This is a genomic window from Nitrosospira multiformis (genome assembly GCF_003050865.1).
In the GTDB taxonomy this organism is placed as follows: Bacteria; Pseudomonadota; Gammaproteobacteria; order Burkholderiales; family Nitrosomonadaceae; genus Nitrosospira; species Nitrosospira multiformis_E.
The window spans coordinates 14609-29595 of the sequence record NZ_QAOK01000024.1; the positions used below are offsets into that span (position 1 = coordinate 14609).

18 protein-coding genes are annotated in these 14987 nt (G+C 51.4%); 12 read left to right on the top strand and 6 right to left on the bottom strand.

Annotated features, from left to right (window positions below; genetic code table 11):
• Positions 1 to 83 precede the first annotated feature (83 nt).
• The 3 genes from C8R21_RS11790 (at position 84) to C8R21_RS11800 (ending at position 2715) form a co-directional block, all read left to right on the top strand.
• Positions 84 to 899 (top strand): potassium channel family protein, encoded by an 816-nt coding sequence (locus tag C8R21_RS11790; RefSeq protein ID WP_107762878.1) that lies wholly within the window; start codon positions 84 to 86, stop codon positions 897 to 899.
• Positions 900 to 990: 91 nt separating this feature from the next.
• The gene (locus C8R21_RS11795) at positions 991 to 1380 is read left to right on the top strand and encodes a LapA family protein (RefSeq protein WP_107762879.1); all 390 of its coding nucleotides are present in this window, start codon (positions 991 to 993) and stop codon (positions 1378 to 1380) included.
• Positions 1381 to 1476: 96 nt separating this feature from the next.
• On the top strand, positions 1477 to 2715 hold the full coding sequence (locus C8R21_RS11800) for a PA0069 family radical SAM protein (RefSeq protein WP_107762880.1): 1239 nt from the start codon (positions 1477 to 1479) through the stop codon (positions 2713 to 2715).
• Positions 2716 to 2926: 211 nt separating this feature from the next.
• On the opposite strand, the gene dnaQ is transcribed toward C8R21_RS11800, so the two are convergent.
• From dnaQ to C8R21_RS11815, 3 genes are all read right to left on the bottom strand, one after another.
• On the bottom strand, positions 2927 to 3631 hold the full coding sequence (gene dnaQ, locus C8R21_RS11805) for a DNA polymerase III subunit epsilon (protein ID WP_107762881.1): 705 nt from the start codon (positions 3629 to 3631) through the stop codon (positions 2927 to 2929).
• A 120-nt stretch (positions 3632 to 3751) separates the two neighbouring features.
• Entirely contained in the window at positions 3752 to 4219 is a 468-nt protein-coding gene (gene rnhA, locus C8R21_RS11810; RefSeq protein ID WP_107762882.1) for a ribonuclease HI, read from the bottom strand.
• The gene (locus tag C8R21_RS11815) at positions 4216 to 4992 is read right to left on the bottom strand and encodes a class I SAM-dependent methyltransferase (RefSeq protein WP_107762883.1); all 777 of its coding nucleotides are present in this window, start codon (positions 4990 to 4992) and stop codon (positions 4216 to 4218) included. Before C8R21_RS11815 ends, rnhA begins: the two co-directional genes overlap by 4 nt.
• 160 nt (positions 4993 to 5152) lie before the next feature.
• On the opposite strand from C8R21_RS11815, the gene gloB reads away from it, so the two are divergent.
• The 8 genes from gloB to pgl all read left to right on the top strand — a co-directional run bounded on the left by gloB (position 5153) and on the right by pgl (position 12338).
• Positions 5153 to 5947 (top strand): hydroxyacylglutathione hydrolase, encoded by a 795-nt coding sequence (gene gloB, locus C8R21_RS11820; protein ID WP_107762884.1) that lies wholly within the window; start codon positions 5153 to 5155, stop codon positions 5945 to 5947.
• 240 nt (positions 5948 to 6187) lie between these two features.
• On the top strand, positions 6188 to 7321 hold the full coding sequence (tal, locus tag C8R21_RS11825) for a transaldolase (protein ID WP_107762885.1): 1134 nt from the start codon (positions 6188 to 6190) through the stop codon (positions 7319 to 7321).
• Positions 7322 to 7371: 50 nt separating this feature from the next.
• Entirely contained in the window at positions 7372 to 8277 is a 906-nt protein-coding gene (gnd, locus tag C8R21_RS11830; protein ID WP_107762886.1) for a phosphogluconate dehydrogenase (NAD(+)-dependent, decarboxylating), read from the top strand.
• 496 nt (positions 8278 to 8773) lie between these two features.
• The gene (locus C8R21_RS11835) at positions 8774 to 9211 is read left to right on the top strand and encodes a hypothetical protein (RefSeq protein ID WP_258192379.1); all 438 of its coding nucleotides are present in this window, start codon (positions 8774 to 8776) and stop codon (positions 9209 to 9211) included.
• Positions 9212 to 9710: 499 nt separating this feature from the next.
• On the top strand, positions 9711 to 9902 hold the full coding sequence (locus tag C8R21_RS11840; RefSeq protein WP_133669155.1) for a hypothetical protein: 192 nt from the start codon (positions 9711 to 9713) through the stop codon (positions 9900 to 9902).
• A gap of 371 nt (positions 9903 to 10273) precedes the next feature.
• The gene (locus C8R21_RS11845) at positions 10274 to 10750 is read left to right on the top strand and encodes a hypothetical protein (RefSeq protein ID WP_107762887.1); all 477 of its coding nucleotides are present in this window, start codon (positions 10274 to 10276) and stop codon (positions 10748 to 10750) included.
• Positions 10751 to 11153: 403 nt separating this feature from the next.
• The gene (locus tag C8R21_RS11850; protein ID WP_107762888.1) at positions 11154 to 11558 is read left to right on the top strand and encodes a DoxX family protein; all 405 of its coding nucleotides are present in this window, start codon (positions 11154 to 11156) and stop codon (positions 11556 to 11558) included.
• A gap of 63 nt (positions 11559 to 11621) precedes the next feature.
• Entirely contained in the window at positions 11622 to 12338 is a 717-nt protein-coding gene (gene pgl, locus C8R21_RS11855) for a 6-phosphogluconolactonase (protein WP_107762889.1), read from the top strand.
• Positions 12339 to 12390: 52 nt separating this feature from the next.
• Here pgl and C8R21_RS11860 read toward each other — a convergent pair whose 3' ends face one another.
• Positions 12391 to 13032: a helix-turn-helix transcriptional regulator gene (locus C8R21_RS11860; protein WP_107762890.1), complete on the bottom strand. Its 642-nt coding sequence runs from the start codon at positions 13030 to 13032 to the stop codon at positions 12391 to 12393.
• A 323-nt stretch (positions 13033 to 13355) separates the two neighbouring features.
• On the opposite strand from C8R21_RS11860, the gene C8R21_RS11865 reads away from it, so the two are divergent.
• A complete protein-coding gene (locus C8R21_RS11865; RefSeq protein ID WP_107762913.1) occupies positions 13356 to 13784 on the top strand; it encodes a hypothetical protein in 429 nt (142 codons plus the stop codon).
• A gap of 59 nt (positions 13785 to 13843) precedes the next feature.
• Here C8R21_RS11865 and C8R21_RS11870 read toward each other — a convergent pair whose 3' ends face one another.
• Both C8R21_RS11870 and C8R21_RS11875 read right to left on the bottom strand, forming a co-directional pair.
• Positions 13844 to 14626 carry an N-acyl homoserine lactonase family protein gene (locus C8R21_RS11870; RefSeq protein ID WP_107762891.1) on the bottom strand — a complete coding sequence of 261 codons (783 nt, stop codon included), beginning with the start codon at positions 14624 to 14626 and terminating at the stop codon, positions 13844 to 13846.
• Between the two features lie 55 nt (positions 14627 to 14681).
• Positions 14682 to 14936 (bottom strand): hypothetical protein, encoded by a 255-nt coding sequence (locus tag C8R21_RS11875; RefSeq protein WP_107762892.1) that lies wholly within the window; start codon positions 14934 to 14936, stop codon positions 14682 to 14684.
• Positions 14937 to 14987: the final 51 nt, after the last annotated feature.

The following is a 14987-nucleotide window of genomic DNA, read 5'->3' on the forward strand; positions in this document are numbered from 1 at the left end:
AAGGCTATCAGCAACAATTTCAGCTTCCATCTTCAAGATAGCATGTATATAGAACCTGAATTGGCTTCGAGGAGAATTATGACATGAATGAACAACCATTCCCCTTGCGGGACAGGATAGCGGACGAACGCCACACGCTTCTGCAGCAGCTACAGGATTGGCTGGAGATACCCATGCTGGTACTCGCTTTCATATGGCTTGCATTGATGGTGGTGGAGATCGTCTGGGGACTCAACCCCCTGGTTGAATCCGTGGGATACATCATCTGGGTAATTTTTATTCTCGATTTTATTTTGGAGTTTTGGCTGGCGCCGGAAAAACTCGACTATCTTAAAAAGAACTGGCTCAGTGGAATCGCCCTTATGGCTCCTGCGTTGCGCGCCCTCCGGCTCGTTCGCATCGTGCGGCTTGCGCGCCTCGGCAGGATTGCGGGAATGTCGCGTGGTCTGAGGTTGCTGCGGGTATTGAGCAGCGTCAACCGCGGCATGCGTGCGCTGGGGGCCACCATGCGCAGACGAGGCTTTGGTTACGTCCTCTTATTGACACTGATCGTTACCCTCGCTGGAGCAGCAGGAATGCATGGTTTCGAGAATAACCCGAATAATAATCTGGAGGGGGGCCTCCACAGCTATGGCGCTGCCGTGTGGTGGACAGCTATGATCATGACTACCATGGGTTCCGAGTATTGGCCGCAGACCGTGGAAGGTCGGGTGCTATGCTTTTTCCTTGCGCTATACAGCTTTGCCATGTTCGGTTATGTCACCGCGACACTGGCTACTTTTTTCGTGGGACGGGACGCCGAAAATCCCAATGCGGAAATTGCAGGAGCTGAATCCATCGCTGCGCTTCGGGCGGAGATTGCCGCCCTGCGTGAAGAAATTCAGGGATTGCGTAAATGATGGATTGGTTTTCTCGACATAATATGTTTAGTGTTAAGCTTATTCCTGTTTCCGCCGATCCCCGACCGACCAACCATTGCGGGAAAAAATCATGCAATATTATTTGATATTCGCTATTGCTCTCGCCATTCTCGCTATCGCATTCGCTCTGCAAAACGATATGAGTGTGACAGTGACGTTTGGCATATGGAGCTTCGATAGTTCGCTCGCCATGATGCTGGTGATTGCAGCGGGCATAGGAGCAACCATTTCAGTATTGCTCTCGTGGCCTAGCTTCATCAAGAATCAATGGGTGAGTACCCGCCTGCGCCGACAGGTGAGCAAACTGGAGGAAGACAAGGCTGCCCTGGAGCAGCGCAATACGCAACTCGAAGAAGAACTGGCAAAATTCACCCCTGAGCCCATCCCCGAGGCACCTCCGCGCCATCTCGGACTGAAATCAATGCTCCTCGGAAACGACAAACCAAACGCAAGCGAATAGCATATGCCTGGCGATCGAGCCGATTTCATCGCTTCCTGACCATGGCCATAAAACGTCTATTTCTATTGCATTCCCATGTCCGACTCTGATTCACACATGGAAGCTGAACCGCCATTTGTGCAGCTGCCCTTGAAAGCAAAAAAAGGGAGAGGCGCGGTGTCCAACCTTCAGGGGCGGTACGAGCAATGGACGCGTGAAGCCATCGATGACGGCTGGGGAAATGGCGGTATCATCGGAACCGGCGACAGAGACAAAGCTGAAAATGATGAGCCGGATACAGCTTTGACATGGAAGACCCAAGTCATCGAGGAACATGCCAAAACCATACTGAGCCGCAATCAATCGCCGGATGTGCCGTTCAGCGTTTCGCTCAATCCTTATCGCGGATGCGAGCATGGCTGCATCTACTGCTTCGCGCGTCCCACCCACAGTTTCCTGGGCTTGTCGCCCGGGCTGGATTTCGAGAGCAAAATATTCGCCAAGATCAATGCGCCGGAGCTTTTGAGACGGGAACTGGCAAAACAATCCTATGTGCCGGAACCCATCGCGCTCGGCGTCAATACAGACGCATACCAGCCTTGCGAGCGCGACCTGCGGCTGACACGGCGTGTGCTGGAAGTGCTGCGCGAGTGCGAACATCCGGTCGCGCTGATTTCCAAGTCATCGCTGATGGAGCGTGACATCGACCTGCTCTCCGACATGGCTTCAAGACGGCTGGCTGTGGCCGCGGTGACAATCACCACTCTCGATCCCGCGGTTGCGCGCACGCTCGAACCTCGGGCAACCGCTCCGGCACGTCGTCTGCGGACGATTCGCACACTGACCGATGCCGGAATTCCGGTCGGCATCAGCGTTGCCCCAGTGATTCCGTTTGTCACAGAACCCGATCTGGAACGCATATTAACCGCAGCAGCAGAAGCTGGAGCAGTCAATGCAGGCTATGTCATGCTGCGCCTGCCATGGGAGATCAGCCCGCTGTTCAGGCAGTGGCTGGAAGCGCATTTTCCTGATCGCGCTGCCCGGGTCATGAACCGCCTGCGCGACATGCGAGGAGGCAAGGATTACGATTCGAGCTTCGGCAAGCGCATGCACGGCGAGGGCATCTGGGCCGACCTGATTCAGCAGCGATTCGACAAAACGGTGGAGCGCCTTGGGCTCAGTGCGCATTCACGCCGATTCAAAGGACTGGACAGCGCGCGTTTCCGACCGCCTTCTGTCAGTCCTTCTGTCAATCCAGTAGCTGTCCAATCACCCATGAGCGAAAAATCGAAGGGAAAGTACCGGGAAGCAAAAACGGGAGAGCGAAAACCAAACGATCAGCTTGAGCTTTTCTGACGGAATACTTTCCAGGTTAACAGTAGGAGAGCTTCGTTCAATCTACCTTTACTCCCGGGCAAAGCCCGGTCTACTTTTTCACTGCCGTGGCAGGAGGTCGGACTATGCCCGACAATACATTTATCGCTCGGCAGAACTGACTTACTTCCCGAAGCCGGTTTACTTCCTTTTTGTTTCGCCGTAGCCATGCTTGCTTTGTATCCTCAAAGCACTACACTTCTGCCGGATCAAGCCGCATCCAAAGGCATTTACCCTTGCTTTCCTTTTCGATCATTTCCAGTTGACGGGCATGCGCTTCCAGTTCTTCGGCGCTGGCGGGCAGAACAACCAGTTGCAAATCATGTAAATTGATATTGAGATCAAGCGGCGATGGCGCTTCGAGTTCCATGAGAAGGCTCTCCTGCCCGCGTGTCATGGCAAGATAAACTTCCGCGAGCAGTTCCGCATCCAGCAGCGCACCGTGCAGCGCGCGCCGCGAGTTATCCACCTCGTACCGCTCACACAGTGCATCCAGGCTGTTCCTTTTACCGGGAAACAGCTCTTTCGCCATTTTCAGAGTATCGGTCACCGAGTGGCAGCATTCGCAGAGAGCCGGCAAGTTGGTACGTCCCAGCTCATGGTCAAGGAATGCGACGTCGAACGCTGCATTGTGCATGATCAGTTCGGCGCCATCGATGAACTCGAGCAGTTCGTGCACGACGTCAGCGAATCTTCGCTTGTCCAGAAGAAATTCGCTGGTTATTCCATGCACCTGCAAGGCGCCTTCCTCGATCTCGCGTTCCGGATTGAGATAATGATGGAAGCGGCGTCCTGTCAATCGCCGGCTCATCATCTCCACCGCTCCGATTTCGATAATTCGATGACCCAGCTTAGGCTCGAGTCCTGTGGTTTCCGTATCTATGAAAATCTGACGCATCAACCAGCCCTTCTCTTGTATTGCGGATGATCACTCCGGTTTAACTCTTCCCTCTTTGTCTTACAGAAAATCACTTCCGGCCGAATGACTTCCAGACGATGGATCGGAGTGACTACCCGTCTAATTTGCGGAAACACCGCGCAGTGCCATCTGCACCCCCCGGTTGGCCAGCATATCGGCATATTCGTTGCCATCATGGCCCGAATGCCCCCGCACCCATAGCCATTCTATTTTGTGGCGCTGCGTCAGCAGATCGAGTTCTCTCCACAAATCATCATTTTTTACCGGCTTTTTGTCGGCGGTACGCCAATCGCGCTTTTTCCAGGCGTGTATCCACTCGCTGATACCCTTCTGTACATACAACGAGTCGGTGTGCAAGCGTACTTCACACGACTTGGTCAGCGCTTCCAGCGCTCGAATGACAGCGAGCAGTTCCATGCGATTATTGGTGGTCATTTTCTCTCCACCGAATAATTCGCGTCTGTGCCCGTTGTATTGCAGCAAGGCTCCCCATCCGCCTACTCCCGGATTCCCCTTGCAGGCGCCATCGGTAAATATTTCGACTACCTCGGCAAGTTTCGCTTTCACTTCTCGCCTTGTAAAGTTTCAATGCGTGCAGCCCTGCGCGGCTCATTCGCGGCGGCTGTGCCTTTGATCTTGCGTGCAATCGGCGACATTGCCCTTCTCCGCGCCCGCACTTCTTTCCATTCAGGTTTGATAACGCGCATGCCATGAACACGCTTGACTGCGGTGAGGAAATAGACGCCACCGGAGAAGCGCCCCCAGCGGTCTCCTGCCTCTTCCATGAAATGAAAGCGCGTCAGCCATTTCTCCTGACTGAATGGGGGTGCGTAGCAGCATTGCCGGTCTTCTGTAATTTCAAAATCCAATAATGTCAGCCAGTCCTTGAGCCGCGGCAACGCGATGAAATTCCCCCGCCACGGAAAACTCCCCTCTCGCGGCGAGCCGAACAGACCTCTTATGCCCCAGAGGCTGCGGGGATTGAAACCGGAAACAATCAGGTTGCCTTCCGGCATCAATACCCGCTGCACCTCACGGAGTATCTGATGAGGATTGGAGCTGAATTCGAGCATATGGGGCATAAGCACGAGGTCGGTGCTGTTCGTTTCGATCGGCAGAAAGTCAGGAGCGGCAAGAACGTCGGCTCCTTTTTCAGGGGCCGCACAAAACTTGAGTGGGATGCGGTTTGTGTGCAGGAAATCGTATTGCGGAAACCCGATCTGCATGGCGTTGTAACCGAACACGTTTGCCACTGCCTTATCGAAATATTTTTGCTCCCGTTCCAGCAGATACTGACCCAGGCAGGTTTCAAACCACTCGACTATACTTTTGGTTTGCATATTTAACGTCAACTGGCGTTCAACCAGGGGTGTCTATGACTCGATCATGTAAAATCGCTCAGCTCATGAATCAGCAGAAATATCTGCCTGACTTGTTGCTCACCCTTCGGGCACCTCCGCCGGCTGCTAGCCGCCCCAAAATACCTGAATAGCGCCTATCATGACTACTACTCCCAATATCGTTCCGATTCACGCTTTCAAGGACAATTACATCTGGCTCATCCGCGATCATTACCATGCTGCCGTTATAGACCCTGGCGATGCGTCCCCTGTCCTGGATTATCTGAGCCGCGAAAAGCTGAAGCTCATCGCCATTCTCAATACTCATCACCATCCCGATCACGTCGGCGGAAACGCTGAACTGTTGCGGGAATTTGCCGTACCGGTCTTTGGTCCGGCGAAAGAATCGATTCCGACGCTCACTCATCGTCTCAAGGAATGCAGTGATATAGAAAACGAAGAAGGCTGTGTATATCTTCCGGAATTCTCACTCAGCTTCCGCGTGCTCGATATCCCTGGTCACACCTCCGGACACATCGCCTATTATGGCGCAAACATGCTCTTTTGTGGTGATACCCTGTTTGGTTGCGGGTGCGGACGGTTGTTCGAAGGTACAGCGCAGCAAATGGTCGAATCCCTGGAAAAACTGGCGGATTTGCCCAGGGACACGCTGATCTATTGCGGCCATGAATACACGCTCAGCAATATCCGCTTCGCAAGAACAGTCGAACCCGGCAATCAAGCACTGGCGAAGCGGGAAGTGGAAGCCGAAAAGTTGCGTAACGAAGGCCTGCCCACCCTGCCCTCCACCATTGCGCTGGAAAAAGCGACCAATCCGTTCCTGCGCTGTACTGAAGCGGAAATCATCGAAAGCGCCAGCGTCCATGCAGGAAAACCGCTAAACGACCGTGTCAGCGTATTTGCCGCCATCCGGGAATGGAAAAATCACTTTTGACCTTATCTTTTTCTATACGCCGGTTCTCCAAGAGCTTGTCCCGAAAATAAATTTGAATGGTAAAGCAATTGCGTTGTCCTAACTTTGTGCTTTACTTGGGGAACTCACTACAATCCCTGCACGCACGCAAAAAACAGCAAGATTAGCGCGCTCCCGTCATGGAATACTGGATTTCCGAATCCATGACGTAATCCACTCCGCCGCTCACTGCAGCGGCGCTACGCTTTCGGAGGACAATACATGAACCCGTTGGAACAGCTATTGCAATGCGGACAATCCGTCTGGCTGGATTCGATCAGCCGGGATTTCATCAAGAGCGGGCAACTGCAGCGCCTGGTAACCGGGGACAAGCTGCATGGCCTGACAAGCAATCCCACTATTTTCGAGCAGGCAATCGGGCACAGCGATGCTTACGACAATGCGTTGCGCCAGCTATTGCGGGCCAATGAAAAACAAACCGAAAAAGCCCTGTTCGAGGCGCTGGCTATCGAGGATATTCGCATGGCCGCAGATGTGTTGCGGCCCGTATATGATGAAACTCATGGTGGAGACGGATACGTCAGCCTGGAGGTATCACCCCACCTGGCACGTGATACCGGAGGCAGTATCGCGGAAGCTAAGCGCTTATGGCAAGCCGTAGAGCGGCCCAACCTCATGATTAAAATCCCCGGTACCCACGAGGGAATTCCAGCAATCGAGCAACTGATAAGCGAAGGCATCAACGTCAATGTCACCCTGATGTTCTCTCTGCGCCACTACGATGCCGTGGCACGTGCGTACATCGCGGGACTTGAACGCCGTGACGCCTATTCACCCGGCGGAAACAAGATATGGCCTGTTTCGGTCGCCTCGTTTTTCGTCAGCCGGGTGGATAATGTAATCGATCCCATGCTGGAAAAGATCGGGACCCAGGAAGCGCTCGCCTTGCGCGGGAAAATTGCTATTGCCAATGCCAAACTTGCCTATCAACGCTTCCGTGAGACATTTTACGGAGAGCCGTTTGATTCCTGGCGCAAAAAAGGCGTGCATGTTCAGCGGCCATTGTGGGCCAGCACCAGCACAAAAAATCCCGCATATTCAGATGTGCTGTACGTCGAGGAATTGGTCGGCCCCGATACCGTCAATACGCTACCACTCAAAACGCTGGAAGCATTCCGCCATCATGGGCGGGCTAGCGAAACCCTTGAAAAAGGACTTGCACAAGCTGAAGCCGACGTCGCACAGCTTAAAAAACTGGGGATCGATCTCAACGCAGTTACCGAAAAACTTCAAAATGATGGGGTGGATTCGTTCGCTGCATCCTACGACAAGCTGCTTGCCTCACTGAAGAAAAAGCGCCAGGAGATTCTCACTACCAGCGACCAGACAGCCTGAACCGGTTCAAGATTATTATTCAGCAGAGAACAATTACCAAGGGAGGGGTCATGGAACTGGGAATGATTGGATTGGGCCGAATGGGAGGCGCGATGTCGCAACGGCTGATGCAGGCGGGACACCAGGTGGCCGGTTACGCTCGCAGCACTGATACGATGAAGCAGTTGGAAGAAAAAGGCCTCATCGCCGCCTCCTCGGTGGAGGATCTGGTCAGCAAGTTGAAGCCGCAGCGCATCATCTGGCTGATGATTCCGTCAGGAAAACCGGTGGATGAAACCATCGGCATTTTGATGCCGCTGCTGGAGGCTGATGACGTTATCATCGATGGCGGAAACTCGGATTACAAGGATACTCTGCGCCGGGCAGAAATGCTCAAAACACACAAGATTCACTATGTCGACGCGGGCACCAGCGGCGGTGTATGGGGTCTTGAAAACGGCTACAGTATTATGGTGGGCGGCGAGGATGCCGTGGTGGCACGCCTGCGACCCCTCTTTGAAACTCTTGCTCCCGGCCCAAATAAAGGATGGGGTCACGTTGGTCCATGCGGCGCGGGTCATTTTACCAAAATGGTCCACAATGGTATCGAGTACGGAATAATGCAGGCTTACGGCGAAGGTTTTGCAATCATGCACCATAAGGAAGAATTCAAGCTGGACTTGCACCAGGTGGCGGAAATTTGGCGCTATGGCAGCGTGGTTCAATCCTGGCTGCTCGATCTGACCGCCGCTGCGCTGGGAAAAAACCCGGGCCTCGACGGCATTGCACCCTATGTTGCCGATTCCGGAGAGGGACGCTGGACAGTAGCTGAGGCCATAGACCTGAACATCGCCGCGCCTGTCATTACCTTGTCGTTGTTGCAACGATTGCAATCGCGTGATTCTGATTCATTCTCCGACAAGCTGCTGTCTGCGCTGCGCAACGAGTTCGGCGGACATGCGATGAAGAAGGAGTAGTTGCATCTTTCAAATTCCCGAAATCCCCGAAAAATCCCTGAAATCCCCGGATCGTGGAAGGAGAGTCCGAACCGTCTCCAGCGGGTGGACTGTTTAGCTCCTTGCTTGATAGTCGGCTTCTTCGTCCACGCCAGCACTCTTTCTCAATATGAGGTTCGACGTCCCGTCGAGCCTGGACGTCCCGCCTCTCTCACTCGGTTTTCCGTCCCAGTCACGGTTGGGCGAGCGCTCTCCTCTCCTTTCCCTCAGCCCTCCTCGGACCCTTCACCCCCTTCGCCCGAAGCAAAGTATCAAAGTATCTTCTGCAAGCTCAGGACATCCCTATCGAAGAACTGAACGAGTCAAACAGGATAAGGCTTAAAAAGCCCCAACGATAAATCAACAAAAGTTGACAAGTATCATTCCGGGATTCACATATTCTTCACATGTAGAAGCTGGATATTGATAACCCAATTGATCCGGTTATTCCATGAATGATGACGCCTGAAGAGGTGTGATGATGAAGATCAATAAAATTGTCGCCACATTTTCCCTGCTCAACTTTATGTTTATGGCGGCAATGAGCTTGCCTGTCCAGGCAGCCGCCGAGGTGGAAGGTTTTGATGTCGATGCAGCGTCGCGTAACGCAGTGACCAGAAGTGATCATGAAGCCGTCGCCAGGTATTACGACAACGCGGCCGTAGAGACGCAGGCAAAAGCACACGAGCAGAAACGCCTGCTCGAGCAGTATGAGAATAAAAGCTACCTCTATGGCAGAGAAGCCGAGGACATGGTGGCCCATACTTACGCCTTAGCACGCAAGTATGAGAAGGAGGCGCAAGCCAATACCAGGGAAGCGGCACTGCACCGGCAAATGGCTTCGCAGATTGAAGAGAACGACTTCACCCAAAATGACAGCCTTCAAAAGCTGAGCACGATTTCCGACTTGCATTAGGAATCAGGATCTGTTCCTGCCTGGGTTAATCCAAGAGTAGTGTAATCAGAAACGGCAATGTATGGATGGACATCCGTATATTGCTACCAATATTTCATACCTTCAGGCTATCTTACCCCTCGGGGTTCCGAGTCAGGCTATCTTACCCCTCGGGGTTCCGAGGATACTTCCCTCCCTTTCTAAATTGTTGCGGAATTTAAACCGTAACAAAACTCGCTGTACCTCTCTCAATAAAATCGGTTCCTAGGCAACCCTGGAACAACGTCGCAATAAACACCTTCTGATCAAGCAGAAAGACATGCCCAAATCATTCTTCAGCTGATCGAAAAACGGAAATTACCGCAAGATTGACAGAGCTCAACCAAAGCAGGCTTTTATCAAAAAACGCTTTACAAACGTAAATTCTTCACATATTCTTCACACATGCTTCACAAACGTAGTAGAAAGTAACAAAAGTAGCTTTAAAAATAACCTTTTTCGCTATCGATTTCGGGAGGGTATGATGATTAACGGTAGAGCACTTGGCATTTTCTATTCTATGAGCCTGACTGTTGCGCTGGTTTTTGCTGCGCTTAATGCTGCGGGTGTCACCACTGTTAAAGAAAACAGCTATTCCATCGCAACTATTGATGAGAACAGTTACAAAGTAGCCACCTTACAAAAACCCGTAGCACTTACAGAAATTCGCTGATAATTTTCCCAAAATAGCATAGCAACAAACGCGCCGATGCAACGTTGAGTGAATTTTCTCCATATTGCATCGGTGTCCCTCCTCGTAGCATTCCCTTAAGTAAAATCCGTGCGCTCTTGCTATTGGATGCGCACATTTCATTCGAACAACTGATGCAGGCATCGGGTCTATTCCCTATCTACCCCTGTTGCCCTGAGCACAGGCACAGCCTGTACTCTTCTCTTGCACGAATGGCTTTAAACATAAAAAAATTGACGAAGTGGCTTACATAAATTAGCATTAAATAATGCCACTATTTTTTCGCCTGTTAAAAGCAACACCCACTTGATATTCAGCAACACCCACTTGATATTCCTGTTCCTGGTAAAACAATGAGACAGACTTGCGCCCTGCTTGCCGTATTGATTTTACTAGCGCCAATCACCCACGCGGCTGACCGTTCTGATACCCGGATCACCCGGACCATTAAGCAGAATGATGAGCAGAATTCAAATGCACACGAGGCAGTCGAGAGATATTTCGAAGACGAGCTCATGAAAAAACATGAGACGGTTGCCAAGTACTACGAAGATGAAGCAAGAAAGTCGCAGGAGAAGGTAAAGGAACTGGAGATGATGCTTGCGCATTACGAGGAAAAAAGCTATCTGTACGGAAAAAAAGCGCAGGACTTGCAAGCGCATACTGAGGCCCTGGTAAGAAAATATAAAGAAGCTGCAAAGGCAGATACAAGAGAAGCTGCCTCTCACCGTCAAATTGCTTTGACGCTTAAAGAAAAAAATCATCCTGCGTCAAAAACTCAAAAGTTGAGCATTGTTGAATCCTATGGCTCAACTGTTTTATCGAAATAAGAGTAAGTGAAGGTAAGAGCACACGGAGAAATTCCGTAGCGGCAGCATAGCCACATAACTCCCGCTTTTCCTCTCCGTCCATCTTCACGGATGGCAAGCAGCCCTGCTCCAGTCCCTCAAGATACCTCCCCGGGATTTCTTTACCGACTACTCATTGGAGTTGGCTGAAATTCCGCGAAATAATGATGATCGGGGAGGTACCCGATACCCGCAAAAATTGTTTGTTTGTCCTGTCACCTGCCGATCCGGCTTCCAGTCATGATATGCTGGGCAAGTTACCTGGAATATGGTCATACAATAGCTACAGCCGGAACAGTTCCGCAATAATTCCGTGAAGCGATGAGTCCAGGCAAATAAGAAGCGAACGCGCTAGGCCTTCGATATCCAACTTCTCAAGGACACTATGCAAAACTTCCTCCGAAATGATGATTTAGGCAAATTGATTCTGCGCCTGACTGTAGGGGTATTGATCCTATTTCACGGGTTGCACAAAATACTTAATCCGGAATCCCTTGATTTCATCAGCAAGCAACTGACGGGCATCGATTTACCACCGGTACTGGCTTACGGAGTTTACCTCGGTGAAGTCGTCGCGGCACTAATGGTGATCTTCGGTTTTTTCTCGCGTCTCGGCGGTTTGCTGATTTTCGGTAACATGATTTTTGCGCTTTTATTGGCCCACTCTGATCAGTTATTTACGTTCACTAACACGGGAGGCTGGGCGCTTGAATTGCAAGGGTTTTATTTATTTTCGGGTCTTGCGATATTTTTCCTGGGCAGCGGAAGATGGGCCATACGCCAAGACTGACGAAGCCACCCGCATCAATGTTCATTATGGTTACACATCAAAATAACAAAGGAATCTCTACTGATGGAATCAACCGATCTCCAACAATACAGATGGCATGAATACGCCGACCTGGCAACCCTCCAGGATGCAGCCGTGGCTGCTATCCTGGATAGCGCCGCCTCTGCCATTCAGGAGCGTGGACGCTTTAATCTCGTTCTTGCCGGGGGTGAATCGCCTCGCGAAATCTATCGGAGATTATGCAGCGCGCCAGCGGATTGGTCTCTCTGGCATATCTATTATGGAGACGAACGTTGCGTGCCGCCCACTCAGGAAGAACTGAATTCCCATATGGCAGAAGAAGCATGGCTTAGCCATGTGCCCATTCCTCCGGCCCAGATTCATGCCATCCCCAATGGTCCCCGCGCAGATAAAGCTGCGGAAGCGTATGCACAAACACTGCGCGGTGTGGGTTATTTCGACTTGACGCTGCTCGGACTCGGTTCGGATGGCCATACCGCAAGCCTGTTCCCGGGTAATGATTGGGGAATGGCGCCGGATTCGCCTGACACACTAGCAATATTCAACTCCCCCAAGCGTCCCCCACAGCGCGTGTCGCTAAGTGCGACACGTTTAAATCGTTCGCGAAGGATAATATTTCTGGTAAGCGGTGAATCAAAGCATAAGGCAGTAGCAAGATGGCGCGCCGGGGGGAATATACCGGCCAGGGCTATAATGGGGGAAAACGGTGTGGATATACTCGTGGAATCGGCGTTACTGTTACCGGTGAAAGAACAATAGGATTAAATAAAAAAAGAAAACAGAAAATGGAAGCAAAAAAAAGGAGTAGAAACTACTCCTTTTTGGATACAAACCTGAATCGACATAATTCTCCCCCGCGAGCCATACATTCATGTTGCTCAACCTTGCTGTCGGTAAAAGTCTCCATGAGTCCGCGATCCAGATGACAGATTTCCATGTCTTTTGCCGCCATCTGGTGAAATACGCAATTATCCGCTTCAATCACCTTTTCGCCGTTTGGTAAGGTAGCACTTTTCGCGTTGTAGCCAAGCTGATCCATTACTTCTGTCAGCTTGTCAATTTTTTCCTCCTTTGTATTCAAGTCCGGATATTGACCGCGTATCTGCTCTGCGATACTTGCACCGATTTCAGACAAGCGCTTACCCATGTTTTCAACGCCTTCTTCGCGCCGAACCGAGGCCAATACCAGTTGGGCCAGCCAGGAATACTGACGGGGAAAACTCTCCTTGCCAAGTTCGGTAAGAACGTAAAGCTGTTGAGGTCTTCCGCCTCCTGACGGGCGCGTATTTCCAGCCGTTATCAGACCTGCACCCTCCAGAGAAGAAAGATGTTGCCGAACTGCATTTCTTGTAATCTCCAGCCCTTTTGAAAGTTCATCCACACTCAGGCCTGGCCTGCTTCCACGCAAAAGCTTAAGCAATTGCTTCTGCCGTTCACCTATCGTATTTAGCATCTGTATACCTCCTTCCACCCCCGTCATAAGAATTACCGGCTTCATTATAAACCACTGACATTCTGTGTCTTGTCTTAAGACACTTTAAACATAAAATAGTTGACAAAATAGCTACGATTCCTTATAATTTCTTCAAAAATAAAGAATAATCGGTGTTTGGTCCGCTTTGATTCTGTTTTGATTCTGTTTTACCTCCCAATTTCAGGCGAAGTTGTCCGAAATTCTGATCTACCCTACTCTCCTGTTTTTTGTATTCCACTGTTTTTGTAATCTTTTCGCTATCTTTTGGCATTAACCGCATTGATTTTAAAGGAAAGCGCAACGTGACAACAAGGAGAATTTTCGCAGTTTTATCCTTCGGTTTACTGGCTGCATGTGCGCAAATGAGCCCGCATGAGGCCGTCCAGAACACGAATATTCGCAGGGTGGCGCAGAACGCCAGGACTCCCAGTGATCATGATGCGTTGAGCAAGTATTTTGAGAATGCGGCCAAGGAAATGCAAACCAAGGCTGACGAGCAAAAAAAATTACTCGAGCATTATGAAGAGAAGGGTTATCTCTATGGACGCCAGGCGCAGGATTTGAAGTCGCATACCGCAGCTCTCCTTCACAAATACGAAGCAAATGTAGATGAGAATATCAGGGCAGCTGCCACCCACCGGCAAATGGCGATAGAGCAAGCGAAAGGTGAATTTGCCACACGTGAAGGGCAGGTTGTGAACGCAGAGAGTCGTGCGCACTCCTCGAAGTAAGCAGAGGGCGCAGTAAAAACATCAGGAATCACCTTGCCGGGGTCCGTGAACCGTCTTTTTCAGCCTCTCCAGGCCGGGAAACGCGGCAAGCTCAGGAAAAAATCCATATCATGATTAGGCCAGAGCTGGCCCTTTTCCCTGCTCTCCAGCGCCTTTAACTTGCGGATGCTGGCCAGCGCCAGGGACGCGTTATCCTGCCAGCAGTACCCCGGCGCAATTTCCTCCACCAGATTCTCTTTCAGATCGGCAGCGTCTCCACACAGGATGACTGGCGGTCCCTTTTGAAGCTCGATGAAGAGCGACATATGTCCAGCCGTGTGTCCGGGACTGCTGATCGCACGCACTCCCGGCGCTACGAGATATTCGCCTGTCTTGATTTCCCACTGATTTGAATTGACCAACTCGTCGGCAAAAACGCTTCCATCCGCTCCCATGCGCGCCGCATCAAGCTCATCCGCCTGGACATGGACAGTGCAACTTGGCAAATCATGGAGCCCGCCGATGTGATCGAAGTGTAAATGGCCTATAAACACGATGTCCACATCCTGTGGCCCGAGGCCCAGTCTCTTCAGGTAACGGGGAATGCGCTGCCCTTCCTGCATGTTGGGCGGTTCAACCAGAGGGCGCATGGGATCAAAATGACGTGCGCGCAAGATAGGATCGGAAATCTTGCGGTAGTCGCAGCCTGTATCATAGAGGATGCGTCCGTTCGACGTTTCGATCAAATAAGCAAGAATGGGCGCCGCGATAAATTCCCCGTGCCCACGGTTACGCGTCGAAATGGTCTTTTCATAACGGATCGTTCCCGTCAGCAACGGCCAGACTTTTATGGTACGAGGCATATCGGTTCATCACGTGGATCATCTCAGCTGTGAGATGAAAGTAAATCGCCGGCAGCTAATAATCACCCTGCTGAGAGGACGCCTCTTCCGGATGGCCGGAACGATGTCCAATACCGGATATCAGATGAGCGGAAAAATTCATGGCGAAAGGCACGAACAGCATGGCTGCGAGCAGCACCAGAAGCGCGACGTGGCTGCCCATGCTGATTTCTCCCCGCGCCATTTTTCGGAAGAACCACACGACCAGTAGAAAGAAACCTGCCAGAGCGAGGATGGCGAGGATGCTGGTCGTTACAAAGCCGCTATCCATCTATCACTGTCCTCTCAGCTCGCTCTGTCTGCACTTGATGAGCACTATATT